Source organism: Sphingopyxis sp. (assembly GCF_035565275.1).
Taxonomy (GTDB): domain Bacteria; phylum Pseudomonadota; class Alphaproteobacteria; order Sphingomonadales; family Sphingomonadaceae; genus Sphingopyxis.
In genome coordinates, this window is sequence record NZ_DATMST010000138.1 from 1 (window position 1) to 24665 (window position 24665).

22 protein-coding genes, 1 tRNA gene and 1 pseudogene are annotated in these 24665 nt (G+C 64.7%); 13 read left to right on the forward strand and 11 right to left on the reverse strand.

Going from position 1 to position 24665, the window contains the following annotated elements; translation table 11 throughout:
* The 7 genes and pseudogenes from VN047_RS09325 to VN047_RS09355 all read left to right on the forward strand — a co-directional run.
* Nucleotides 1–435, forward strand: a pseudogene (locus VN047_RS09325) (P-type conjugative transfer protein TrbL); the annotation flags it as partial.
* Between the two features lie 3 nt (nucleotides 436–438).
* On the forward strand, nucleotides 439–1287 hold the full coding sequence (gene trbF, locus VN047_RS09330; RefSeq protein ID WP_325542009.1) for a conjugal transfer protein TrbF: 849 nt from the start codon (nucleotides 439–441) through the stop codon (nucleotides 1285–1287).
* The gene (gene trbG / locus VN047_RS09335; protein ID WP_325542011.1) at nucleotides 1284–2111 is read left to right on the forward strand and encodes a P-type conjugative transfer protein TrbG; all 828 of its coding nucleotides are present in this window, start codon (nucleotides 1284–1286) and stop codon (nucleotides 2109–2111) included. The genes trbF and trbG overlap by 4 nt, the downstream gene beginning before the upstream one ends.
* Nucleotides 2108–3328 (forward strand): TrbI/VirB10 family protein, encoded by a 1221-nt coding sequence (locus VN047_RS09340; RefSeq protein ID WP_325542013.1) that lies wholly within the window; start codon nucleotides 2108–2110, stop codon nucleotides 3326–3328. Before trbG ends, VN047_RS09340 begins: the two co-directional genes overlap by 4 nt.
* Entirely contained in the window at nucleotides 3328–3546 is a 219-nt protein-coding gene (locus tag VN047_RS09345) for a DUF2274 domain-containing protein (protein WP_325542015.1), read from the forward strand. Before VN047_RS09340 ends, VN047_RS09345 begins: the two co-directional genes overlap by 1 nt.
* A gap of 3 nt (nucleotides 3547–3549) precedes the next feature.
* A complete protein-coding gene (locus VN047_RS09350; RefSeq protein WP_325542017.1) occupies nucleotides 3550–3792 on the forward strand; it encodes a hypothetical protein in 243 nt (80 codons plus the stop codon).
* Nucleotides 3793–3914: 122 nt separating this feature from the next.
* Nucleotides 3915–5477 carry a recombinase family protein gene (locus VN047_RS09355; protein WP_325542019.1) on the forward strand — a complete coding sequence of 521 codons (1563 nt, stop codon included), beginning with the start codon at nucleotides 3915–3917 and terminating at the stop codon, nucleotides 5475–5477.
* On the opposite strand, the gene VN047_RS09360 is transcribed toward VN047_RS09355, so the two are convergent.
* The 3 genes from VN047_RS09360 to moaA form a co-directional block, all read right to left on the reverse strand.
* A tRNA-Asn gene (locus VN047_RS09360) sits at nucleotides 5463–5537 on the reverse strand. The genes VN047_RS09355 and VN047_RS09360 overlap by 15 nt on opposite strands.
* A 61-nt stretch (nucleotides 5538–5598) precedes the next feature.
* A complete protein-coding gene (locus VN047_RS09365) occupies nucleotides 5599–6369 on the reverse strand; it encodes an NAD kinase (RefSeq protein ID WP_325542021.1) in 771 nt (256 codons plus the stop codon).
* A gap of 42 nt (nucleotides 6370–6411) precedes the next feature.
* A complete protein-coding gene (moaA, locus tag VN047_RS09370) occupies nucleotides 6412–7434 on the reverse strand; it encodes a GTP 3',8-cyclase MoaA (RefSeq protein ID WP_414712690.1) in 1023 nt (340 codons plus the stop codon).
* Nucleotides 7435–7487: 53 nt separating this feature from the next.
* Here moaA and VN047_RS09375 point away from each other — a divergent pair, with 53 nt between their 5' ends.
* Nucleotides 7488–8687 (forward strand): GGDEF domain-containing phosphodiesterase, encoded by a 1200-nt coding sequence (locus VN047_RS09375; RefSeq protein ID WP_325542025.1) that lies wholly within the window; start codon nucleotides 7488–7490, stop codon nucleotides 8685–8687.
* On the opposite strand, the gene mfd is transcribed toward VN047_RS09375, so the two are convergent.
* Together mfd and VN047_RS09385 are read right to left on the reverse strand one after the other, a co-directional pair.
* Nucleotides 8684–12178, reverse strand: coding sequence for a transcription-repair coupling factor (gene mfd, locus VN047_RS09380; protein WP_325542027.1), 3495 nt, complete (start codon nucleotides 12176–12178; stop codon nucleotides 8684–8686). The genes VN047_RS09375 and mfd overlap by 4 nt on opposite strands.
* Entirely contained in the window at nucleotides 12175–12435 is a 261-nt protein-coding gene (locus tag VN047_RS09385; RefSeq protein WP_325542029.1) for a succinate dehydrogenase assembly factor 2, read from the reverse strand. The genes mfd and VN047_RS09385 overlap by 4 nt, the downstream gene beginning before the upstream one ends.
* Before the next feature lie 260 nt (nucleotides 12436–12695).
* Here VN047_RS09385 and recG point away from each other — a divergent pair, with 260 nt between their 5' ends.
* Nucleotides 12696–14762 carry an ATP-dependent DNA helicase RecG gene (recG, locus tag VN047_RS09390; protein WP_325542031.1) on the forward strand — a complete coding sequence of 689 codons (2067 nt, stop codon included), beginning with the start codon at nucleotides 12696–12698 and terminating at the stop codon, nucleotides 14760–14762.
* 94 nt (nucleotides 14763–14856) lie between these two features.
* Here recG and VN047_RS09395 read toward each other — a convergent pair whose 3' ends face one another.
* Together VN047_RS09395 and tyrS are read right to left on the reverse strand one after the other, a co-directional pair.
* The gene (locus VN047_RS09395) at nucleotides 14857–15198 is read right to left on the reverse strand and encodes a PilZ domain-containing protein (protein ID WP_325542033.1); all 342 of its coding nucleotides are present in this window, start codon (nucleotides 15196–15198) and stop codon (nucleotides 14857–14859) included.
* A gap of 73 nt (nucleotides 15199–15271) precedes the next feature.
* Complete coding sequence (tyrS, locus tag VN047_RS09400; RefSeq protein WP_325542035.1) at nucleotides 15272–16498, reverse strand: tyrosine--tRNA ligase; 1227 nt, start codon at nucleotides 16496–16498, stop codon at nucleotides 15272–15274.
* Nucleotides 16499–16539: 41 nt separating this feature from the next.
* Here tyrS and VN047_RS09405 point away from each other — a divergent pair, with 41 nt between their 5' ends.
* The 3 genes from VN047_RS09405 to VN047_RS09415 are packed head-to-tail and all read left to right on the forward strand — an operon-like array spanning nucleotide 16540 to nucleotide 19549.
* A complete protein-coding gene (locus VN047_RS09405) occupies nucleotides 16540–17088 on the forward strand; it encodes a DOMON-like domain-containing protein (RefSeq protein ID WP_325542037.1) in 549 nt (182 codons plus the stop codon).
* Nucleotides 17085–18290, forward strand: a complete 1206-nt coding sequence (locus tag VN047_RS09410; RefSeq protein ID WP_325542039.1) for a DUF1343 domain-containing protein — start codon at nucleotides 17085–17087, stop codon at nucleotides 18288–18290. The genes VN047_RS09405 and VN047_RS09410 overlap by 4 nt, the downstream gene beginning before the upstream one ends.
* Before the next feature lie 14 nt (nucleotides 18291–18304).
* On the forward strand, nucleotides 18305–19549 hold the full coding sequence (locus tag VN047_RS09415; RefSeq protein ID WP_325542041.1) for a Xaa-Pro peptidase family protein: 1245 nt from the start codon (nucleotides 18305–18307) through the stop codon (nucleotides 19547–19549).
* Here the strand turns inward: VN047_RS09415 and VN047_RS09420 are convergent.
* Genes VN047_RS09420 through VN047_RS09435 form a run of 4 tightly spaced genes read right to left on the reverse strand, consistent with a single transcriptional unit; the run spans nucleotide 19546 to nucleotide 23113 of the window.
* The gene (locus VN047_RS09420) at nucleotides 19546–20394 is read right to left on the reverse strand and encodes a DUF817 domain-containing protein (protein WP_325542043.1); all 849 of its coding nucleotides are present in this window, start codon (nucleotides 20392–20394) and stop codon (nucleotides 19546–19548) included. The two genes, VN047_RS09415 and VN047_RS09420, sit on opposite strands and share 4 nt — an antisense overlap.
* Nucleotides 20387–21193, reverse strand: a complete 807-nt coding sequence (locus VN047_RS09425) for a lipid II flippase Amj family protein (protein ID WP_325542045.1) — start codon at nucleotides 21191–21193, stop codon at nucleotides 20387–20389. The genes VN047_RS09420 and VN047_RS09425 overlap by 8 nt, the downstream gene beginning before the upstream one ends.
* Nucleotides 21194–21234: 41 nt before the next feature.
* A complete protein-coding gene (locus VN047_RS09430) occupies nucleotides 21235–21927 on the reverse strand; it encodes an immunity protein Imm33 domain-containing protein (protein WP_325542047.1) in 693 nt (230 codons plus the stop codon).
* A gap of 7 nt (nucleotides 21928–21934) precedes the next feature.
* Entirely contained in the window at nucleotides 21935–23113 is a 1179-nt protein-coding gene (locus tag VN047_RS09435; protein ID WP_325542151.1) for a VWA domain-containing protein, read from the reverse strand.
* A gap of 129 nt (nucleotides 23114–23242) precedes the next feature.
* Here VN047_RS09435 and VN047_RS09440 point away from each other — a divergent pair, with 129 nt between their 5' ends.
* Complete coding sequence (locus VN047_RS09440) at nucleotides 23243–24640, forward strand: methyl-accepting chemotaxis protein (RefSeq protein WP_325542049.1); 1398 nt, start codon at nucleotides 23243–23245, stop codon at nucleotides 24638–24640.
* Nucleotides 24641–24665: the final 25 nt, after the last annotated feature.

The window sequence follows — 24665 nt, forward strand, 5'->3', positions numbered from 1 at the left end:
CTCGGAGGCGCGAGCATCGGCGCGATCCGTGCCGGCACCACAATGGGGAGCGCCGCCTCGACGGCTTACAGGCTCGGCCAGGAAACCTCGGGCTCATCCAGCGTCGGCGCCGGACTTGGCGGCATTGCGACGGCCGCGAAGGGTACGGCGGCCAATCGTTTCCGATCCGATGCGGCTCTTGGCGACGCCGCCGAGCGCGGCCGTCAGGCGGCATGGAATGCTGGGACAACCAGCGCAGCGGGACCGACAAATGCTGCCGCCACCGGCGCGGCCAACGCCGAAGCCGCCAACTCCCCGGGCGGGGCCCCTGCTTGGGCACAACGCCTGCAGAGCGAGCAGGCCGCCCGCCATCGCCGTCAGACGGCGATGCACGTCATCAAGGAAGGCGATCGCGGCGGCGCGGGCGCCGCGCCCGACATCAAGGAAAGGGACTGATCCATGCGATTCAAACGTGCCGCGCAGCGTTATGGACGAACGCCGGAACCCGAGACGCCCTATCAACGCGCGGGTCAGCAATGGGACCTGCGCCTCGGCGAGGCGCGCGTGCAGGCGAAGAACTGGCGCCTGATGGCGTTCGGCGGACTGGCGCTGACCATCGGGCTATCCTCGGCGCTCGTCTGGCAGTCGATGCAGAGCCGCGTCGTCCCCTATGTCGTCGAGGTCGACAAGCTGGGGCAGGCGCAGGCGGTCGCGCCGGCTACGGCCGAATATCGCCCGGCCGATGCCCAGATCGCCTGGCATCTCGGGCGCTTCATCACGAACGTCCGTGCCCGCTCGCTCGACGCGGTGTTGATGCGCGAGAACTGGCTCTCGGCCTATGACTTCGCGACCGAGCGCGGCGCCTTGTTCCTCGGCGAATATGCACGTAGCGCCAACCCGTTCGCCGAGATCGGACGGCGGACCGTGGCGGTGCAGATCAACAGCGTCGTGCGCGCTTCGGACTCGTCGTTCCGGATCAACTGGACCGAGCAGGCCTATGAACGCGGCAGCCTCATCGGGACGTCGCGCTGGACCGCGGTGGCGACGATCAAGATCCAGACCCCGCGTTCGGCCGATGTCCTTCGCAAGAACCCGCTGGGGATTTACGTCGACGCTATCGATTGGAGCCGCGAGCTCGATACGCTCGCACCCCGATCGGCGGTGCAGTCGCTGCCGCCGCAATCCGCGCCCTCAGGGCAGGCGGGGGATTCCTCGCCGCCCACCGGCTTACCGCTCGGCTCGCCGCTTGAACGGGATCCCGGCGAGACCAGCGCCCCCGATGCCGTTCTTCAAGGAGATGCCCAATGATCCGGATATTGATCCTGTCGACCAGCCTTGTCGCGCTTGCACCGCCGGCGCCCGCGCAGTCCGCAGTGGGCGTTGCGGCAGCCAACAAGGCGGCGCTGCGCGAGCCCGCGGCGAGCGGATATCTGCACGCGGTCCAGGTCTATCCGTTCGCCGATGGCGTGCTCTACCGGCTCTATACCGCGCCCGAGCGGATCAGCGATATCGCGCTTCAGCCGGGCGAGACGCTGACCTCGGTCGCCGCGGGCGACACCGTGCGCTGGACCGTCGGCGATACGACAAGCGGGAGCGGCGAGGGCAAGCGCACCCATATTCTCGTGAAGCCGTTCGGCGCCGGCCTCTCGACCAACCTCGTCATAACGACCGACCGGCGCGTCTATCGAATCCAGCTCACCAGTCGCGCTGCGGCGGCGATGAGTGCGATCAGCTGGACCTATCCGGCCGACGAATTGCTCGCGCTTGCGCGCGGGCGGGCTGCAGCCGAGGCGGCGCAGCCGGTTTCGGCGGCGGTCGAGATCGAACGGCTGAATTTCCACTACCGGATTTCGGGGGACAAGCCTGCATGGCTGCCGCTGCGCGCCTTCGACGACGGCCGCCAGACATGGATCGAGTTTCCCCCGGCGATCGCCGTCACCGAGGCCCCACCCTTGTTCGTGCTCGGTGATAAGGGCGAGGCCGAGCTGGTGAATTACCGCGTGTCGGGGCGCTACTATATTGTCGATCGGCTTTTCGGCGCTGCCGAGCTCCGGCTCGGCGCGAAGAAGCAGAAGATCGTCCGGGTTACGCGGCTGGGCGACGGCGTGCGTCGGCAAGGGCGCGGCCAATGACCGACGCAGCCATCCCGCCCGAGGCTCCGGCCCCGAAGGTCGACCCGGAAACACTCGTGCTGCGCGCAAGGCCGGCGCGCGTCACGCGCTTTCGCCGCGGCGCGATTATCGCGATCAGCGGCTTCGGCGCGACCGCCATCGCCGGCGCGGCCTGGCTGGCGTTCAAGCCCGGCGGCTTGGGGTCGATCGGACCGGCGGACGACCGGTCGCCGATTGCCGCGAAGTCGCCGTCCGATGCTCTTGCCGGGGCCCCGACGGGTTATGACGATGTGCCCCGGCTGGGTCCGCCGCTCCCCGGCGATCTCGGCAGGCCGATCCTCAATCACCAGCGTGACATGCAATATTCGGCGCCGGTCGACGCTGTCGACGAGGCCGCTACCAAGGCGGCCCAGGCAGCTGAGGCCGAGCGCCAGCGGATCGCTGCCGAGCGGCGCGCCGCTCGCGAATCCGGGGTGATGCTTCAACTTGCGAATACAGTCGCTCCTGGCGCCGTGCCTGTCGCGGGCGAACCCGCCGGTAGCTCGCAGCCATCGGATATGCCGGTCGCCGCAAGCGATCCCAACGGGCAGGGCCGGAAGAATGCGCTCGCCGGGCGGGCGGGCGCAGGGGATCACATCAGCCCGCACCGGCTCGTCTCGCCGGTGTCGCCATGGACGGTCCAGGCCGGGAGCGCGATAGCCGCGAGCCTGATCACCGGGCTGAACTCGGATCTGCCGGGCCTGGTGACAGCGCAGGTCACCCAAAACGTCCATGACAGCGTGACCGGGCAGCATCTGCTCATCCCGCAGGGATCGCGGCTGATCGGCAGCTATGACAGTGTCGTGGCATTTGGCCAGAGCCGCGCGCTCGTTGTCTGGCAACGCATCATCCTGCCCGACGGATCGTCGATCCGGCTCGACAATACGCCGGCGAGCGACTCGCAGGGATATGCGGGACTCTCCGACCGGATCGACCGCCACACCTGGCAGCTTCTCAAGGGTGTCGCGCTCTCGACCCTGCTCGGGGTCGGAACCGAACTCGGCACCGGGAGCAGCGAGAGCGATCTCGTCCGTGCGATCCGAGAAGCGACCCAGCAGGCCGGCGCGCGTGCGGGCGATCAGATTGTAGGCAAGAGCCTTGATATCCAGCCCACCCTCAAGGTGAGGCCCGGCTGGCCAGTCCGGATCGTGGTGCACAAGGATATCGTCCTGCGGCCGTGGCGCGGAGGCCATGGCTGATGCCCGATCTCAAACTTGCCCGGCTGCCCGATCGCACCCCGATCAAGATCGGGATCGTCGTGATGCCCGAATTGAATGATCGGCTGGCGGCTTATGCCGCCGCTTATGCCGAAGCCTATGGCACCGAGGAGCCGGTGGCAGAACTCATCCCGGCGATGCTTGCCGCCTTCCTCGACAGCGACCGCGCCTTTTCGCGAGCGAAAGCACGAAAGAGCTGAGGAATGCCCCGGCGTTCGCGATACAGGCCGCGGTGGAGCACGCCCGTTTTGCTCGAGAATGACGAGGCGGTCGTCCCTCGCCGCGCGGTGGCCCGCTATTCGGCAGAACTGGTCGCGGAGACGAAGCGAGTCTGGCAGCCCTATTATGCTGCCGCACTCACCGACGAGGACGCGCGGGAGATCATCGAGAATATGATGAGCTTCATGCGCCTGGTGGCGAAGATCGGCGGCCAGCAAAAAAGTTAGATCCAGTTTGGCCCAAGTCGGGGGGTATTTGGTCAATCCGGCATTAGCATTCGAAGCAGCCCTTGCAGTCCGGGTTCGTGCGGCCGTGCCGCCGATCCGATCATCAACGGAGTGAATTCGATATGCGTAATACCCGCCGGCCTGACCGAACTGGACTATCCCAACCGACGACCGCCCGAAGGGCCGTACTCTATGCGCGAGTATCCTCGAAGGAGCAGGACCGGGAGGGATTCTCGATCGACGCGCAGCTCAAGCTGTTGCGCACCTACGCCGCCGAGAATGAAATCCGGATCGTTCAGGAATTTGTCGATGTCGAGACCGCGAAAGCCGCGGGCCGGACCAATTTCAACCAGATGGTGGCTCATCTGCGCCGACATCCGACGGTCGATACGATCTTGGTCGAAAAGACCGACCGCCTGTATCGAAATTTGCGCGACTGGGTGACGCTCGACGATTTCGACATCGACGTGCATCTGGTGAAGGAAGGCGTCGTACTGTCGCCCGACTCCAAATCGTCCGAGAAGTTCATGCACGGCATCAAGGTGCTGATGGCGAAGAACTATATCGACAACCTGTCCGAGGAATCGCGCAAAGGGATGCTGGAAAAGGCCGAGCAGGGGATTTGGCCAAGCATGGCTCCGCTTGGTTATCGAAACGTCATGGGACCGCATGGCAAGAAGATCATCGAAGTCGATCCCGACACCGCCCCCGGCGTGACCCGGCTATTCGAATGGTATGCAACGGGCCGATATTCGCTGAAGGAAGCCGGCAAGAAGGCCCGCACGATGGGGATGGCGTACCGCAAGAGCGGAAAGCCGCTCGGCGTCAGCACCGTCCACAAGATTTTGCGGTCGCGAATCTACACCGGCGAGTTTGAATGGGCTGGACGCCGCTATCGGGGTTCGCACCAGCCGCTGGTCAGCCTCGACCTTTGGGAAACTGTCCAGAATATTCTGGACGGTCGGAATCACCCCCGCGATCATGGCGAGGAAAAGGGCTTCCTGTTTCCGGGTCTCATCACTTGCGGTCATTGCGGCGGCATGCTGGTCGGCGACATCAAGAAGCAGAAGTATATCTACTACCGGTGCAGCCGGTTTAAGGGAAATTGCAAGGAGCCTTACGTGCGCCAGGAGAAGCTGCTCGAGCAGTTTGTCGATGCCGTCGCGCGGGTGTCAATGACGCCGCAGATGCATCGGTGGCTTGGCCAGGCGCTGAAGGAAAACAGCGACCTCATCGAAACAGAACACGCCCGGGTGCTCGATCGTCTCCGCCGCGACCAAGACGACATCCGTGAGCGCATGAAGCAGGCTTATCTCGACCACGTGGACGGCAAGCTCGACGAAGCGCTCTTCGCCCGAATTTCGGAAGACTATCGTGAGGACCTGAAGGGCCTTTCGCGGGAGTTCGATCGCCTGTCGGACGCTGATCATGCTTGGCTCGACGATGGTATCGCGCTGCTTGGCATCGCCAAAGATGCCCGAAGGATGTTTGCGGAGGCGGATTTCGCCGGCAAGCGAAATATCCTGAACCACCTACTATCGAACTCTTCCTACAAGGACGGAGAGGTGACGGTGACCTTCCGTAAGCCCTTTGATATCATTGTAGAAAGTGTGCCGCCGAGCGGTCGATCCCAACGCGCGAAAGACGTCGATTTGTCTAAAAGTAAGAAATGGCTCCCCGGGTAGGATTCGAACCTACGGCCGCTCGATTAACAGTCGAGAGCTCTACCGCTGAGCTACCGAGGAACATTCCGCCGAAGCGGACAAGGCGGTCCCTTTGCCGTCGGTCGCAGGATTAATCAAGCCCTCAAACGATAAATTGTTCCATCGCGATGCGTTCGTCCAGTCCCTGGTCGGGATCGAACAGCAAAGTCAGCGGCCGGCTGCGGTCGGTGGTGACCAGAACTGTTTTTACATCGCGGATTTCGCGCTGGTCGGCGACCGCGCTGACGGGGCGCTTCGCGGCTTCGCGGACGTTGAAGCGGATGCTCGTCGATTCGGGGACCAGCGCGCCGCGCCAGCGTCGCGGGCGGAAGGGGCTGATCGGGGTGAGCGCGAGCATTTCCGACTCGAGCGGCAGGATGGGACCGTTCGCCGACAGGTTGTAGGCCGTCGATCCCGCCGGGGTCGATACGAGTACGCCGTCGCATGCCAGCTCTTCCAGCATGGTTTTTTCGTTGATCATCACCTCGAGCTTCGCCGCCTGACGCGTTTCGCGCAGCAGCGAAATCTCGTTGATCGCGGGCAGGATATGGCGCTCGCCGCTGATCGTCGTGATGTCGCCCGACAGGGGATGGATGAGGAACGGGCGGGCCGCCGCAATCCGGTCGAGCAGCCCCTCGATTCGAAACTCGTTCATCAGAAAACCGATTGTGCCGCGGTTCATGCCGAAAACGGGCAGGCTGCGACGCTGGTCGAGCAACTGGTGCAGCATGTGGAGCAGAAAGCCGTCGCCGCCGAGCGCGATCAGCAGGTCGGCTTCGGCGAGGTCGACGAAGTCGTAGAGCGGCCGCAATTCGGCCTCGGCCTCCATGGCCACGGGCGCGTTCGACGCAACAAGCGCGATCTTGCGATGCATATCGGTCCGTTCCCCCGTGCCTTCAGATATTGGAGCGGCGTGTCAGCCGCCCGTTGCACTCATGTGACGCGCGACCGCCGGTTTGGACTCTCGCTCGATGTGAAAGTCATGCGCGCGGGGTTTGCCAGCCAATGCCGCATCAATCAAGCCGTCGACGTCGCCCCCTTCGCGCAAGCCCGCGCGCAGGTCGACATGATCGTCCTGGCCCAGACACATATAGACGCGGCCCTCGACAGTCAGGCGGATGCGGTTGCACGTCGCGCAGAAATTGTCGCTGAGCGGCGTGATCAATCCCAACGTGACCGGACTGCCTTCAACCGCAAAATAACGGGCGGGACCGCCTGTGCGCTGATCGACGGGGCAGATGGCGCGGGCGGCGCGCAGCGGAGCGATGAAATGGTGGAGCGGGATATAATGATCGCTGCGGTCCTCGGTGACTTCACCGAGCGGCATCGTTTCAATGAGCGTGAGATCGCAGCCCGCCGCGGTGCAATAATCGAGCATCGGCAGCAGCTGGTCTTCGTTGAGGCCGGCAAGCGCGACCATGTTGATCTTGACCGCCAGCCCGGCGTCTTGCGCCGCACCGATTCCGCGCAGCGCGATGTCAAGGTCGCCGACGCGCGTGATGTGCCGGAAGACCGCTGCGTCGAGCGTGTCGAGACTGACGTTGATGCGGCGTATGCCCGCCGCTGCCAGCATCGGGGCGTGCTCGGCGAGCCGCATCGCGTTGGTGGTCAAGGTCAGTTCGTCGAGACCGTGGCCGATCATCGCCCCCAGCCGCATCGCGAGCGTGTCGATTCCACGCCGCACGAGCGGTTCGCCACCAGTCAGCCGGATACGGCGGATGCCGCGTGCGACGAAGCGCTCGGCAAGCTCGCCCATTTCCTCGATGCTGAGCACCGCCGACTTTGGCAGGAAGGTCATGTCCTCGGCCATGCAATAACGACAGCGCAAGTCGCAGCGATCGGTGACCGACAGGCGCAAATAGCTGATCCGGCGGCCATGTCCGTCGATGAGCGGCGCCGCGGATGCGGCATCGGGAGAGAATGTGACAGCCACGCGCATCTTGTGATGCAAAAGGCAAGCGTTTGGCAAGCAAAGCCTGTTAGAGGGACGTCATGAATCGACCGTCCGAATCCCTTTCCGCCTGTGTCCGAAAACTCGAAGGCCTGCACGCGCGCCACGATGCCGATGCCGGCGTCATTCTGGTTCAGGTCGACCAGATGGCGCGCATCAACAACAGCGCCGGAACCGCGGCAGGCGACGCCGTGCTCGACGAGATCGGGCGGCGGCTGAAGAATTTCGCGAACGACGAATTCGGACAGGGCTCTTGCGTCGAGCGCCTCGAAGGTCCGCGCTTTCTGATCGTCCCGTCGATGCCGCTGTCGCTGGGAGCGCTTCGCGCGCAGGAACGCGCCCTGCACGTCGCGCTCGCCGAGCCGATCGTCGGCGATCCGAACGGCCGCCTGTCGATCCGCATCGCCGCCGCCCTGATCACGCGCGACGAGTCGGTTGCCGAGCAACTTCGGGCAGCCGGTGACCAGTTGTCGCGGCCGGCATCGGCACGCGATGGCGCGATGGTGCACGCCGCACTGTCGCGGAACGAGGTCGTGATTCATTATCAGCCGCAATATGATGTCGGCACCGGCGCGATGACCGGGGTCGAAGCGCTGCTGCGATGGCAGCACCCCGAACTCGGCCTGCTCGGTGCGGGACCGCTCGTTACCGCCGCGCGCGCGGCGCGGCTCGAATGCGAACTGACCGAACATGCGCACCGCGTCGCGCTCGCCGAAATGGCCGGGTGGCCGCGGGAACTTTCGAAGCTGCGTGTCTCGCTCAACATCACCGCCGCCGATCTGGGTGATCCCGAATTCGCAGGCCGGTTCGCGGGCATGGCGAACGCGGCGCGGGTCGATCCCGACCGGCTGACGCTCGAATTGACCGAACAGGCCATGCTGAGCGACCCGGCGAGCGCCGCCGACCAGCTGGCGCAGATTCGTCGGCTGGGGTCGGCCATCGCGATCGACGATTTCGGCACCGGCTATTCGAGCCTGTCGCTGCTCGCGCGGCTGCCGATCGATTATCTGAAGATCGACAGCGGTTTCACGCGGACGATCGACGGGAGCGACCGCGATCGTATCGTCGTGCGCGCGATCGTCGATCTCGCGCGCGCACTCGGCCTGCTCGTCGTCGCCGAAGGGATCGAGAACGAGCGCCAGCTCGAACGGCTGAAAGAACTGGGCGTCGCGACCTGGCAGGGTTTTCTGCGTTCGGGGCCGGTGCCGGCGGATCAGCTCGTGGGGTTGATGCGGGCCTAGCTCGCCTGCCTTGCCAGCTTCCCCAGCCCCTTCGACAGCTGCAGCGCCCCGTTCAGGCGCGCGCCCGTGCTCATCCAGTCGCCGCTGACCGACAGCTTGTTGTCGGGACGGATGCGCGCGCGGCCCTTCAGCCTTTCGACATAGGCGATCAAACCGGGGACGTTGGCGAACTGGTCGCCGTGGAAGCTGACGAGCGCGCCCTTGGTGCCGACGTCGAGCTTCGCGATCCCCGCCAGCTTGGCGTTCGCCTTGATTTCCATCAGCTGGATCAGGTTCGCGGTCTCGGGCGGTAACGGGCCGAAACGGTCGATCATCTCGGCCGCGAAGGCATCGAGCGCCGGGCGGTCGCTTGCCTCGTTGAGGCGGCGGTAAAGCGCCATGCGCAGCGGCAGGTCGGGGACATAATCCTCGGGGATCAGGATCGGCGCGTCGACCGTGATGACCGGCGAGAGCGCTTCGCGCGGCGGTGCGGCACCCATGCCTTCGGCCTTGGCTACCAGAATCGCCTCTTCGAGCATCGACTGATAGAGTTCGAAACCGACCTCGCGGATATGTCCCGACTGCTCGTCACCGACGAGATTGCCCGCGCCGCGAATGTCGAGGTCGTGGCTCGCCAGCTGGAAGCCCGCGCCGAGCGTATCGAGATCGCCGAGCAGCTTCAGCCGCTTCTCGGCGGTATCGGTGATCGCGCCGCCTTCGAGCGTGGTGAGATAGGCATAGGCGCGCGTCTTCGACCGCCCGACGCGGCCGCGCAGCTGGTAGAGCTGCGCCAGCCCGAAGCGGTCGGCGCGATGGACGATCAGCGTGTTCGCGCTCGGGATATCGAGACCGCTCTCCACGATCGTGGTCGAGACGAGCACGTCATATTTGCGGTCGTAGAAGGCGCTCATCCGCTCCTCGACCTCGCCCGGCGCCATCTGGCCGTGCGCGACGACATATTTGATTTCGGGGACCCGCGTGCGCAGGAATTCCTCGATATCGGGCAAGTCCTTGATCCGCGGGGTAACGAAGAAGCTCTGTCCACCGCGATCATGCTCGCGCAGCAGCGCTTCGCGGATGACCACGGGATCCCACGGCGCCACATAGGTGCGCACCGCAAGCCGGTCGACCGGCGGCGTCTGGATCACGCTGAGCTCTCGCAGCCCCGACATCGCCATCTGCAGTGTGCGCGGGATCGGGGTCGCGGTCAGCGTCAGCACATGGACGTCGGTTTTGAGCTGCTTCAGCCGTTCCTTGTGGACGACCCCGAAACGCTGCTCCTCGTCGACGATGACGAGGCCGAGATTCTTGAACTCGACCGATTTCGCGATGACGGCGTGCGTGCCGACGACGATATCGATCGTTCCCGCAGACAGGCCGTCGCGCGTCTTCTGCGCTTCGCTCGCCGGCACGAGGCGCGACAGGCGGCCGATGTTGATCGGGAAGCCTTTGAAGCGCTCGACGAAATTCGTGTAGTGCTGGCGCGCAAGCAGTGTCGTCGGCACCACGACCGCGACCTGCACCCCGGCCATCGCCGCGACGAAAGCGGCGCGGAGCGCAACCTCGGTCTTGCCGAAGCCGACGTCGCCGCAGACGAGCCGGTCCATCGGGCGCCCCGACGCCATATCGGCAAGGACGTCGCCGATCGCGCGGTCCTGATCGTCGGTTTCCTGATAGGGGAAGCGGTCGGCAAAGGCGGGGTAGGCGGCGTCCTGCGCGAGCAATTCGCCCGAGCGCAAAGCGCGTTGCGCCGCGGTCGCGAGCAGTTCGCCCGCGATCTCGCGGATGCGCTCCTTCATCCGCGCCTTGCGCCGCTGCCACGCTTCGCCGCCGAGCTTGTCGAGACCGACGCCTTCGCTCTCGCCGCCGTAGCGCGAGAGGACATCGAGATTTTCGACGGGAACGTAGAGCTTGTCACCGCCAGCGTAAGTCAGCGCGACGCAGTCGTGCGGGCTGCTCCCGACCGGGATCTGGGTCAGTCCCTCATAGCGCCCGATGCCGTGGTCGAGGTGGACGACAAGGTCGCCGACGCTGAGCGTCGCGAGTTCGGCGAGGAAGGCATCGGCGCTCTTGCGGCGCTTCTGGCGGCGGACGAGGCGTTCGCCGAGGATGTCCTGCTCGGTGAGCAGGCTGATCGCGTCGCTCGCGAAGCCATGATCGAGGGGCAGGACGACCATCGCGGTCGCGCCGCCGCTCTCCGTCGAAGCGGTGCCGAGGGCTTCCTGCCAGCCGTCCACGGGCGCGAGCGAGGTCACTCCATGATCGCGGAGCAACCCGGACAGGCGCTCACGCGCGCCACCCGAATAGCTGGCGATGATCGTTCGGCGCCCCTTGCGGCGCTCGTCCGACAGATGGTCGGCGACCTTCGCATAGACATTTTCGTCGGCGGTCCGCTCGGGGGTGAAATCGCGCGCGGCGAAGGTTTCGAGATCGACCACCGTGGCGGACGGGGGCACGTCAAAAGGCGTGATGATATGGATCGGGCGATCTTTAGCCGCTCCAGCCCATTCGCTTGTCATCAGATAAAGTGTCTCGGGCGCGAGCGGACGGTAACTGCCCGGCGACTCGCGTTCTGCGGCAACGCGATTGGTGTGATAATCGGCGATCGCGGCAAAGCGTGTCTCGGCGGTCGCCTCGGTGCGGTGCCCGCGCAGTACCGGCGTCGCGGCGTCGATATGGTCGAACAGCGTCGCCAGCCGTTCCTCGAACAGCGGCAGCCAGTGATCCATTCCCGCCTGCCGGCGCCCGTCGCTCACCGCCTGATACAGCGGGTCGCCCGTGGCCTGCGCGCTGAACAGCTCGCGATAGGTCGAGCGGAAGCGCTTGATCGTCGCCTCGTCGAGCAGCGTTTCACTGGCGGGCAGGAGTTGCAGCGCCTTGGCGGGGCCGAGGCTGCGCTGGTCGGCTGGGTCGAAACGGCGGATGCTTTCGATCTCGTCGCCGAAGAAATCGACGCGCAGGCCATTTTCCTCGCCTGCCGGGAAGAGGTCGAGGATGCCGCCGCGCACCGCGAACTCGCCTTGATCGGCAACTGTGTCGACACGGCTGAAGCCGTTCGACACGAGCAATTCGGCGAGCGCGTCGCGGTCGATCCGCTGGCCCGGCGCGAGCGTCGTCGCGAGCTGTCGGATGCGGAAGGGCGTCAGCGTGCGCTGCGTGATCGCGGCGACGGTGGTGAGGATCAACTCGCCGCGCTTCGCGGGGAGTTGCAACGCCGACAGCGTCGCAAGCCGGTCAGCGCTGACGCGCATCGAGGGGCCGGCGCGGTCATAGGGTAGGCAGTCCCACGCCGGGAAGCGGTGGACGATGAGGTCGGGTGCAAAGAAGGGCGCGGCGTCGGCGATCGCCTGCATCGCCGCATCGTCGGTCGCGACATAGACGAGCCTTTTGTCGCTCGCGCGCGCAAGGTCGGCGAGTAACAGCGGCAGGAAGCCGTCGGCCGCCCGCGCCAGCGTCAGCGGCGCCGACGCCGATCCGATAGCGGCAAAAATGTCGGCGGCGGAGATCGTCATGGCAGCGGGATATAGTCCAAGCGGCGCATCGCCGCGATGAGGGTTGGGTGGTCGAGATGCGCGGGCGGCTCGCCGGTACCGAGCGCCCACGCCATGATGTCGACGTCGTCTTCCTCGACAACGGCTTCGTACCAGCCGAGTTCCTCTTCGCCCCATTCCGCCGAATAGCGATCGAAAAAGCCGCCGATCATATAATCGGCCTCGCGCGTGCCGCGATGCCATGCGCGGAATTTCAGGCGTTTCAGGCGGTCTTGCATGGCGGGCCTTTTATACGTCTCAGTCGATCTGGCAACGGGGACGGCATCGGCGATTTTTCGCTGTCCTACATCGTCGCTGCGGGATAGCGTCGCCGGATGACGCAGACGATTTTCCTGTCCATTGCCACTGCTGCCGCGCCCGGTTCAAAGCTCGCCAAAGAGGGCCAACAGAAGGGGTACCTGGTGTGACCTTTGTGACCTTCCGGAAAAAATTCGGCCGTGAAAAATCACGCAGGTGGCGGCAGGGTTGATCGAGGCCCATGCGACCTGAAATCCTGAACCCGTTATTCGCCGCGCTCACCGACCTGAAAGGGGTGGGGCCGCAGCTTGCCAAGCCGCTCACCCGGCTGGGGCTGGAGCGCGTCGTCGATGTGCTCTTCCATCTGCCGACCGGACTTATCTCGCGTTTTCCGGTCGAACGGCTCGATCAGGCGCAGGCTGGGCAGACGATCATCGTCGAACTGACCGCGCAGGATTATCGTCCGGGTCGAAGCCCGCGTGCGCCGTTCGGGGTCGAGGCGTTCGACGATGCGGGCGATCATGTCCGTCTCGTCTATTTCGGCCGGACCTCGGGGCTCGCACGCAAGCTCTTCCCGCTTGGCGAGAAGCGCCGCGTATCGGGGCGGCTCGACCTTTATGGCGACATGCGCCAGATCGTGCATCCCGATCATGTTGCCGAGCCCGGTGACGAGGCTGGCATTGCGGAGCATGAGCCCGTCTATCCGCTGACCGAAGGGCTGACGAATGCGCGGTTGTCGCAGCTCGGGCAGGTCGCGCTCGAACGGCGCCCCGAACTTGCCGAATGGATCGATGCGCCGTTGCTTGCCGCCCGGAACTGGCCGGCGTGGAACGGGGCGATCGAACGCGCGCACGCCAGCCCGCGCGACGAAGCCGCGCGCGACCGGCTCGCCTATGACGAGATTTTCGCAAGCCAGGTCGCGCTGATGCTGATCCGGCAGGGCCTGCGCACGCGCAAGGGCAGGGCGATCGTCGGCGATGGCCGGCTGACCGATGCGCTCAAGCTGCCATTCGGGCTGACGGGCGCGCAGGAACGCGTCGGGCGCGAGATTGCGGGCGACATGGCGCAGGACACGCCGATGCTGCGGATGCTGCAAGGCGACGTTGGATCGGGCAAGACGCTTGTCGCGCTGCGCGCGATGCTTGGGGCGGTCGAGGCGGGGACGCAGGCGGCGCTGCTCGCGCCGACCGAAATCCTCGCGCGCCAGCATTTTGCGACGCTGCAACGCATGCTTGGCGGGCTGCCGGTCAACCTCGCGATCCTGACCGGCCGCGACAAGGGAAGGGCACGCGAATCGACGCTGATGGGACTCGCCGACGGCAGCATCGACATTCTCGTCGGCACCCATGCGATCTTCCAGCAGGCGGTGGCCTACAAGGACTTGGCGCTTGTCGTCGTTGACGAACAGCATCGTTTCGGCGTCGCGCAGCGGCTGATGCTGACGCAAAAAGCGTCGCGGCCGCCGCATCTGCTGGTGATGACCGCGACCCCGATTCCGCGCACGCTGCAACTCGCCAACCATGGCGAGATGGACGTGTCGCAGATCGACGAGATGCCGCCGGGGCGCACACCGGTCGATACGCGCGTCATTTCGCTCGACCGGATCGACGACGTCATCGACGGCCTCGACCGGCACCTTGCGGGGGGCGCACAGGCCTATTGGGTCTGCCCGCTCGTCGCCGAGAGCGAGGGAAGCGAACTCGCGGCGGCTGAAGACCGCGCTGTATTGCTTCGCGAACGGCTGGGCGAGGCGCGCGTCGGCCTCGTCCACGGCCGGATGAAGGGGCCGGAGAAGGACGAGGTCATGGCGCGTTTCCAGGCCGGCGAGATCGGCGTCCTCGTCGCGACGACGGTGATCGAGGTCGGGGTCGACGTGCCCGCCGCCAGCCTGATGATCGTCGAACATGCCGAGAATTTCGGGCTTGCTCAGCTCCACCAGCTTCGCGGCCGCGTCGGGCGCGGCGCGGCGAAATCGGTGTGTCTCCTGCTGCGCTCGCAGAACCTCTCGGAAACCGCACGCGAGCGGCTCGCGCTGATGCGCGAGACGAACGACGGCTTCGTGATTGCCGAGAAGGATCTGGAGCTGCGCGGCGGCGGGGAATTGCTAGGGCTCAAGCAATCGGGCGATGCAGACTACCGGCTGGCGACGGCCGAACAGCTGGTACGGTTGCTGCCCGCCGCGCACGATGATGCGCGGCTCTTTGTCGAGCGTGACGGCGGAATGGATGGCGCACGGGCCGAAGCGGTGAGGCTCTGCCTTTACCTGTTCGAACGCGATGCGGCGGTGCCGTTATTGCGGAGCGGGTAAATGTCGCCCCTGCGAAGGCAGGGGCCGCTGGCAACATGGCGCAACGACGATCGCGGCTCCCGCCTTCGCGGGGGGCGACGATTTTAGTAGTCGCCTAATTCACATCCCCGCGTGCGCCCATGGCACGGATCATCGGCAGATAATCCTCGACCGAGATCGACTTGTCGAACTGCACGCCGGTCTTGCCGCCCAGCGACCAGACGACCTTCGCTGCGGTGCGGCCGATGATCGGCATCCGGAACACGACAAGATCGCCGGGTTCTAGCCCGCGTTCGAACCGCATCAGCAGGCCGTCGGAGCTGATGTTGACGCAGGTGCACATTTCCTGCCGTCCGTCGGGCATGACGAAGGGCAGGCGACAATAGACGTCGCTACGCGGAGCGATCCGCTGGTCGAGGCCGACATAATGGGCCTTGCTGGTGTCGATCTTGCGCATTTTCGTGGACCTTGTTGATTTGGGCATGACGATCCACTGGATAGCTGAAGAAGTGGTAAACGCTTTTTGCGCCTTACCGGGTCACGAGACCATGTTTTTTCGACCCGAGGCTCAGCGGAACGTCGCCGGCCGACGGTATGATCCGGTGCGCCGGATCGCGAACGACGACGCCATCGACCTTCACCGCGCCCTCGTCGAGCTTGCGGCGCGCCTCCTTGTTCGATGCGGCGAAACCGAGTTCGCGCAGCGCGTCGACGATGGTGATACCGTCGGCGGGCGCCGCGACCTGCGGCAGGTCGCCGCCAATCTGCCCCTTTTCAAAGGTTTGCGTCGCCGTCTCGGCAGCGGTCTGCGCAGCGTCCCCGCCGCGGCACATCGCGGTGGCTTCGTTGGCGAGGATTTTTTTCGCTTCGTTGATCTCCGCGCCGTCGAGCGCTTCGAGCCGCGCGATCTCGTCCAGCGGCAGGTCGGTGAACAGCTTCAGGAACTTGCCGACGTCGCGGTCGTCGCAGTTGCGCCAATATTGCCAATAGTCAAAATGGGACAGTTGCGCGGGATTAAGCCAGACAGCGCCGGCGGCGGTTTTGCCCATTTTGGCGCCCGCAGCGGTGGTGAGCAGCGGAGTCGTCAGGCCATAGAGGTCGGCGCCGTCCATCCGGCGGCCAAGCTCCATCCCGTTGACGATATTGCCCCACTGGTCCGACCCGCCCATCTGCAGTCGCACGCCCATATCTTTCGACAGATGACGGAAATCATAGCCCTGCAGGATCATGTAATTGAATTCGAGGAAGGTCATCGGCTGTTCGCGTTCAAGCCGCAGCTTGACCGAATCGAACGTCATCATGCGGTTGATCGTGAAGTGCGTGCCGACTTCCTGCAGCAGCTCGATATAGCCGAGCCGGCCGAGCCAGTCCTGATTGTCGACCATCACTGCGTCGGTCGGGCCGTCGCCGAAGGTCAGGAACTGCTGGAAGATGCTGAAGATCGAAGCGATATTCGCGGCGATCGTCTCGTCCGACAACATCTTGCGGCTTTCGTCGCGACCCGTCGGGTCGCCGATCCGCGTCGTCCCGCCGCCCATCAGGACGACAGGCTTGTGCCCGGTCTGTTGCAGCCGGCGGAGCATCATGATCTGGACGAGGCTGCCGACGTGCAGCGACGGCGCGGTCGCGTCGAACCCGATATATCCCGGGACGATCTGTTTGGCGGCGAGCGCATCGAGCCCTTCCGCGTCGGTCGTCTGGTGGATATAGCCTCGTTCGTCGAGCAGGCGCAGCAGGTCGGATTTGTAACTGGTCATAGCGGGCGGGCGCTTAGCATGGGGTTTGATATTTGGATAGCATGCGCAGGGAACTGATCTGTCATCCCGATACGCCGGGAAAGGCGGTGCGGTCGGTCGCGGTCGACGTGAGCCTGTCGTTCGACGACGGTTTTGCGCTGCGTTATATTGTCGAGGGTGCGATTGGCGAACTGGTCCTGCCGAACGGCGAGGGCGAACTGGTCATCGCCGACAGCGCGACCGACGGACTGTGGCAAAGCACCTGCTTCGAAGCGTTCCTGACCGAAGAGGGGCAGCCCGACTATACCGAATTCAACTACAGCCCCGATGGCCGCTGGGCCTGTTACCAGTTCGACGACTACCGCTCGCTGCTGCGTTCCGACGAACTGGCGCCATGGGAAATATCCGCCGAACGCAGCGAGCAAACCTATGCGCTGCACATCGAGCCGGGCATTTTTCCCGACATGGGCGCGAAGCTCGCACTCTCCGCCGTGATCGAGGAAGTCGGGGGCACCAAAAGCTATTGGGCGCTCGCGCACCCGCCCGGCAAACCCGATTTCCATCATCCCGATTGCTTTGCGCTCACGCTTGGGGCACCCGACGCGGCATGACTTTCCAATTCGGTATTGACCGCCTGCTCGCCGATCCGGCGCTTCGCAAACCGCTCGAAGGCAAGCGCGTCGCGCTGCTCGCGCATCCTGCTTCGGTCACCGCCGATCTGACCCACAGCCTTGATGCGCTCGTCGCTGCCGGGCTTGATATTACGGCCGTTTTCGGGCCGCAGCATGGCGTACGCGGTGACCTTCAGGACAATATGATGGAGTCGCCCGACTTCACCGATCCGACCTATGGCATGCCGGTATTCAGCCTGTACGGCGAGGTGCGGCGGCCGAGCGGGCAGTCGATGCACACGTTCGACGTGATGCTCGTCGACCTGCAGGATCTGGGTTGCCGCATCTACACCTATGTGACGACCCTGCTCTACATCCTCGAAGCCGCCGCCGCGCACGGCAAGGCGGTGTGGGTGCTCGACCGGCCCAACCCCGCGGGGCGCCCGGTTGAAGGCACACGGCTTCTGCCCGGCTGGGAGAGTTTCGTCGGCGCGGGACCGATGGTGATGCGCCACGGCCTTACGATGGGCGAGATGGGGCACTGGTTCATCCGCCACTTCGGCCTCGACGTCGATTACCGCGTGATCGGGATGGAAGGCTGGGATCCGAAGGGACCCGGTTTCGGCTGGCCGGAAAGCCGCGTGTGGATCAACCCCAGCCCGAACGCCGCGAACATCAATATGGCGCGTGCCTATGCCGGGACGGTGATGGTCGAAGGGGCGACCTTGAGCGAGGGCAGGGGGACGACCCGCCCGCTCGAACTGTTCGGCGCGCCTGATATCGATGCTAGGGCGGTTATCGCCGAAATGCAGCGCCTCGCGCCGCAATGGCTCGGCGGATGCAAGCTGCGCGATATCTGGTTCCAGCCGACCTTTCACAAGCATGCGGGGGAGCTCAACAGCGGCGTGCATATCCATGCCGACGGCCCTTGGTACGACGACGATGCGTTTCAGCCGTGGCGCGTGCAGGCGCTGGGCTTCAAGGCGATCCGCAGCATCTATCCCGATTATCCGATCTGGCGCGGTAAGGATTTCAAATATGAGTACACTGACGATGTGCTTGCCATCGACGTGATCAACGGCGGCCCGGGCCTGCGCGAGTGGGTCGACGACGCGGGCGCAGGGGCCGGAGATCTTGATGCGCTGGCGCTGCCCGACGAGGCGGCATGGCGCGAAGAGACCGCCGACCTGCTGATATATTGACGAGGGGAAAGGTGATGCAGCGACGGCAATTTCTGGGCACCGCGGCAATCGGCGGGCTGGCAGCGGCGTTACCGGTGCCGGTGCTGACAGCCGATACCGCCGCTCTTCCCAACCTTGCCGCCAAGGCGGTCCCGATCGGCAAGGCCGAGCGCATGGCGCGGATCGCCAAGGCGAAGGAGCTGATGCGCGCGAACGATATCGGAGCGCTGCTGATCGAGCCGGGGTCGAGCCTGATCTATTTCACCGGCGTCGAATGGTGGCGCAGCGAGCGGTTGACGGCCGCGGTGCTGACGCGCGAAGGCGAGGTCGCAATCGTCACACCCTTTTTCGAGGAACCGTCGGTGCGCGAAAGCCTGGGCGTCGAGGCCGAAGTGCTGACGTGGAACGAGGACGAGAATCCGCTTGCGGCGGTTGCGGCGTGGCTCGGCAAGCGCGGGCTGGCGAAGGGCAAGATCGGCGTCGAGGAAACGGTGCGCTATTTCGCCGTCGATGGCCTCGAGAAAGCGATGCCGCAGGCGACGGTTGTCAATGGCGCGCCCGTCGTGCGCGGGTGCCGCATGCACAAGTCGCCTGCGGAAATCGCGCTGATGCAGATCGCCGCCGACATCACGCTCGCCGCCTATCGGCATACCGCGCCGCGGGTCGAGGCGGGGATGACGCCGGCCGACATAGGCGCGATCATGGCGGCCGCGACGAGGGCGCTCGGCGGCAAGAGCGAGTTCGAACTGATCCTGCTCGGCGAGGCGAGCGCTTATCCGCACGGGTCGGGCAAGCCGCAGGCGGTGAAAAGCGGCGAAGTCGTGCTCATGGACTGCGGCGCGACGGTGCACGGCTATCAATCCGACATCTCGCGGACCTTCGTCTATGGCAAGGCGACGGCACGCCAGCGGCAGGTATGGGACCAGATGCGCAAGGGGCAGGACGTTGCCTTCGCCGCCGCGAAACCCGGTACGCCCGCGGGCAAGGTCGATGATGCAGTACGCGCCTATTATGAAAGCCTCGGCTGGGGTCCCGGCTACAAGCTGCCCGGCACGTCGCACCGCACCGGCCACGGGATCGGTCTTGATGGGCACGAACCGGTCAACCTCGTGCGCGGTGAAATGACGAAGCTCGCGCCGGGCATGTGCTTCTCGAACGAACCCGGCATCTATATTCCCGGCGAGTTCGGCATCCGGCTGGAAGATTGCTTCTACATGACCGACAGCGGGTCGAAGTGGTTCAGCGAGCCGCCGCCGTCGATCGACAAGCCGTTCGGTTAGTCCGGCGCCTTCGGTTGCTGGACGAGGCTGACGAGCACGAAAGAGATGATCATCAGCAGATACCAGCTGCCGAGTTTTTCGAGGCCCACCATGTGCCAGCCATCATCCTGGCTGGGGTAGGTCCACGCGCGCGCGAAGGTGCCGATATTCTCGGCGAACCAGATGAACAGCGCGACGAGCGCCCAGCCGACGAGCAGAGGCATGCGCCGGTGGACGTGGAGCGGGCGGAACCACACCTGACAGCGCCAGAAGAGCAGCGCGGTCGCGGCGAACAGCAGCCAGCGAATATCGGGCAGCCAGTGGTGCGCGAAGAAGTTGACGTAGATGGCGGCGGCAAGGACGAAGCTCATCCACGTCGGGGGATAGTCCGAATAGCGAAAGTCGAAGATGCGCCAGACGCGCGCGATATAACTGCCGACCGCGGCGTACATGAAGCCCGAGAAGAGCGGCACGGCGCCGATGTGGAGCAGGCTGGCCTCGGGATATTGCCACGATCCGGCGGCAGTCTTGAACAGCTCCATCACCGTGCCGACGATGTGAAAGATCAGGATGACGAGGGCCTCCTTCGGCGTTTCGAGCCGGAAGGCAAGCATGCCGAGCTGGATCAGCACCGCGCCGATCGTGATCGCGTCGTAGCGGTGGAGCGGGGCGTCATCGGGCCAGAACAGATGCGTGCCCAGCAAGAGCGCGAGCATCAGCGCGCCGAACAGGCACGCCCAGCCCTGCTTGAAACCGAAAACGAGGAACTCGAGAAACCAGCCGCGCGGTCCGGACGTGACCGCCATCGCTTCCAGCCGCGAGCGGACGGCATGGAAGCGGCTGTGAGCCCCGCCGGGCTCAGACATAGACGGCGACGTAAGCGATCAGCGCCGCCGCGGGGAGCAACAGCGCCTGCGCGAGCACCGTGCCGGCAAGGCGGCTCAGCGAGATGAAGGTTATGGCGCGGCGGAAATCGGCTTCGTCGACTTTGCCCTCGACCGCGTCGTCGGTCATTACCGAGAGCTGCGGATCGATGAAGGCAAACAGGAGTATCGTCGCGAAGCCGTTGATCAGCGCCGAAAGCTGCGAGGCGGTGACGCGAAATTCGGGCGCGAGATAGCCGGCATAGAGCGAGGCGACGACGCCGACGGCGAGCAGGGACTGGGCGAGACAATTGGCGATCAGCACGCCCCAGCCGATCCCTTTCGGCATCTGCCACCCCTTGAGGTGCGCGAGGCTGGGGAAGGTCAGCGAGCGGCGCAGCGTGCGCAGCCCGCTCGGGCTCACCGCCTTCAGCGCGAGTTTCGTCGTCGAGCGGTTGTCCTGATACCAGCCGATCGCGGTGGCAAACATCCGCTGCCCGGTGGGAACAAGCAGGATGCCGATCAAGGTCGCGACACTTGCGGCGGCGAGGACGAACTGCATGTCGATGAAGAGCGACGCGCCGCTACCGTCGTGAATGCGCGTTTCGATCCGCTTGGCGAGGAAAGGGCCCAAAAAGCTGTTCGACGTGCGCGAAAAGAGCACGAGGATGTTGAACAGCGCGAACGACATGGCGATCCGACGCGTGCGAACACCTGCGATGCGCGCGGCATAGGCGAGCGCGCCGATCAGGTTGATGAAGCCCGTGAGGAGCAGGATGGTGACGAGGGGGAGGTCGATCATCGTTGCGGATTAGCCGGAGCGGTGGACGATTTCGAGACGTTTCACTCGGAATCCTCGACCGGCATTTCCGCCGGGACGAACAGCCCTGTGCCCGGGTCGCGCTCGAATGCGCTGCCGACCGGCTCATCAATCAGGTGTAGCCAGCTGTCATCGCGGTTGAGCACGGCGCCGAGCGCAACATAGCTGAAGGGCGGATTGCCGCTATCGACGTCGAACGCATCGGGCGGGTCGCTCTCGATCCGCCAGCCGCTGTCGGGAAACTTGTCGCCCTCGCGCGGTGGATCGGGCTCCTCGCGATAAAGAAATTCGACTTGGCGCTGCCCGTCGAGGATCGCATTGTCCACGAAACAGCGGTCCCAATAATCCCGGCTGGCGGATGCAGGCGGGGGAGGCGTCGCGCGATCCTCGTTCCAGCTGATATCGATGATATGGCCGCGATCGAAACGTATGCGGTCGCCGGCCTTGAGCTGCGGCATGTCGGCGGGTTCATTATCGAGCGTCCCCGTCATGCGTACGCCATCGGTGTCGGTGACGATGACCCACATGCGTTCTCTTTCCCATTCGCCCGCTGGAATCGATCGGAACAACAGCTTGACGAGGTCACCCGGCGCGACGGCAAGCAATTCATTTTCGGACGGAAGTTCGAAAGTATAGGGTGCGTCTGCGGCGATCGGCCGCGGGTCGCTGATTTCGTAGCGGCCGAACCAACGCTGAAATTGTCGGCGAAGCGTCATGCGCCGGTCAATGCTTTCGCGTCAGCTCGCGCATCGCATCGTCGAGCCCGGCGAGGCTGAGCGGATACATGCGGTCGTTCATCAGCTGTTTGATCAGCTTCACCGACTGTGTGTAGCCCCAATGCGCTTCGGGCACCGGGTTCAGCCAGACCGCGGCAGGATAGACATGGGTGATGCGCTGGAGCCAGACCGCGCCGGACTCCTCGTTGAAATGTTCGACACTGCCGCCGGGATGGGTGATTTCATAGGCCGACATCGATGCGTCGCCGACAAAGATCACTTTATAATCATGGCCGTATTTGTGGAGAATGTCCCACATCTGGTGGCGTTCGGACCAGCGGCGCTTGTTGTCCTTCCACACGCCTTCGTACGGACAGTTGTGGAAATAGAAGAATTCGAGATTCTTGAATTCGGTGGTTGCGGCGCTGAACAGCTCTTCGCAGAGCTTGATGAAGGGGTCCATCGATCCGCCGACGTCGAGGAACAGCAACAGCTTGACCGCATTGCGCCGCTCCGGGCGCATCTTGATGTCGAGCCAGCCCTGCCTTGCAGTGCCGTCGATCGTGCCGGGAATGTCGAGCTCGTCCGCCGCGCCCTCGCGCGCGAATTTGCGCAGGCGGCGGAGCGCGATCTTGATGTTACGGGTGCCGAGTTCCTTGGTGTTGTCGAGATTCTGGAACTCGCGCTTTTCCCAAACCTTGAGCGCGCGTTTGTGCTTGCTCTCGCCGCCGATGCGCACGCCCTCGGGATTATAGCCCGAATTGCCGAAGGGCGAGGTGCCGCCGGTGCCGATCCACTTGTTTCCGCCCTCGTGGCGTTTCTGCTGTTCCTCGAGCCGCTCCTTCAGCGTCTCCATGATCTTGTCCCAGTCGCCGAGCGACTCGATCGCGGCCATTTCCTCGGGGGTGAGGAATTTCTCGGCGACCGCTTTCAGCCAGTCGGCCGGGACGTCGACCGGGTTCTGGCCATAGTCGGAGATGATCCCCTTGAAGACCTTGTTGAACACCTGATCGAAGCGGTCGAGCAGGCCTTCGTCCTTCACGTAGATCGCGCGGGAGAGATAGTAAAATTGCTCGGGACTGCGGTCGATCACCTCGCGGTCGAGCGCCTCCAGCAGCATCAGATGCTCTTTCAGGCTGGCGGGAATGCCCGCGGCGCGAAGCTCGTCGAGAAAGCCGAAAAACATGGGCAAGGGGTATCGCTTTCGAGGCGCGTGCGCAATCACTTTACGTGAACGTAAAGCTATGCCGGGTTGACGCCCCGTTAACCAATGTCGGGCATATCCCGTCGATCATTCAGGGACGTGGGCAAGCCAATGAAATTCGATCCGATCAACCCCGCCGCGCAGATGCTCGACCAGTCGGTCGCGAGCGATTGTGGCGAACTGGCCGTCGGGTGCAGCGACGCGGCAGGGCGTATCGAACGTGCGACCGACCAGATGGATCGGCAGGTCGCCGAACTTGGCCGGCTCGAGGAATATGTCGTCAGCCTCGAGGCCGACCAGCGCCAGATCGCCGATTCGACCGACGAGGCGAAAATCCTGTCGGCGCGAGCGTGCGAGCAGCTCGATACCGGCGCCGAACGCGTCAACGCCGCGGTGACCGAATTCCGGTCGGTCATCGACCTCGTCGCGCGGCTGGGCACGCACGTCACCAATTTCGCCGCGGTGATGGAGCAGGTTCAGCAGGTCAGCCAGTCGATTGAATCGATCGCCAAGACCACCAACATGCTCGCGCTCAATGCCGCGATCGAGGCCGAGCGCGCCGGCGATGCCGGCCGCACCTTCGCGGTCGTTGCCGCCGAGGTGAAGAAACTCGCGCAGAACACGCGCAGCGCCACTGACGAAATCCGTCGCAGCATCGGCAGCCTCGCGACGGAGGCGAGCGGACTGGTCGCCGAAATCCAGTCGGGGGTCGAGCAGTCGAGCCGCGCCGAAACGCAGTTCGAAACGATCACCGACGCGCTGCACGATGCGACGCACCTTGTCGCGCTTCTCGACGACCAGAGCGACCGCATCGCGCAAAGTTCGGCTATGGTGCATGCCAATGGGGCGAAGGTGCGCGAGGCGCTCGACAGCATCGTAACCTCGGTGCGCGACAATAGCTCGACGCTGGTAGGCACGCGCGATTCGATCCTGTCGATGGAGCATGTGTCAAACCGCATGTTCAACGCGGTGATCTCGGCGGGCGTCTCTCCGCAGGATTCCGCGATCGTCGAACTGGCAGCAAAGGTCCGCGACGAATTCGTCGGGCTGGCCGAACGCGCGGTTGCGCACGGCGAACTGTCGATGGAACAGCTTTTCGACACCCACTATGTCCGCGTGCCGAATTCGAACCCCGAACGTTTTCGCACGACGCTCTGCGACTGGGCCGACGCCCATTGGCGCCCGCTGTTCGATCGCATCGTTGCCAGCCATCCCGAGATCAAGATGTCGTCGGCGGGCGACATGAACGGCTTTTTGCCGACGCACATCACCGAATGTTCGCGCGCGCCGACCGGTGACCTCGAACATGATACCGCGCATTGCCGCAACGGCCGTATTCTGCTCGACGAAACCGACATGGCAGCAAAGCGAAGCACCGCGCCCTTCTTCATGACTGTCTATCGGCAGGAAGGCGACGGGATCAATTATGTCACGGTGCGCAACGTCTACATGCCGGCCGTCATCAACGGTCGCCGCTGGGGCGATGTCGAGGTCGCTTACCAGCTATAACGCCGCACCCTGCTATTCGTCTCGG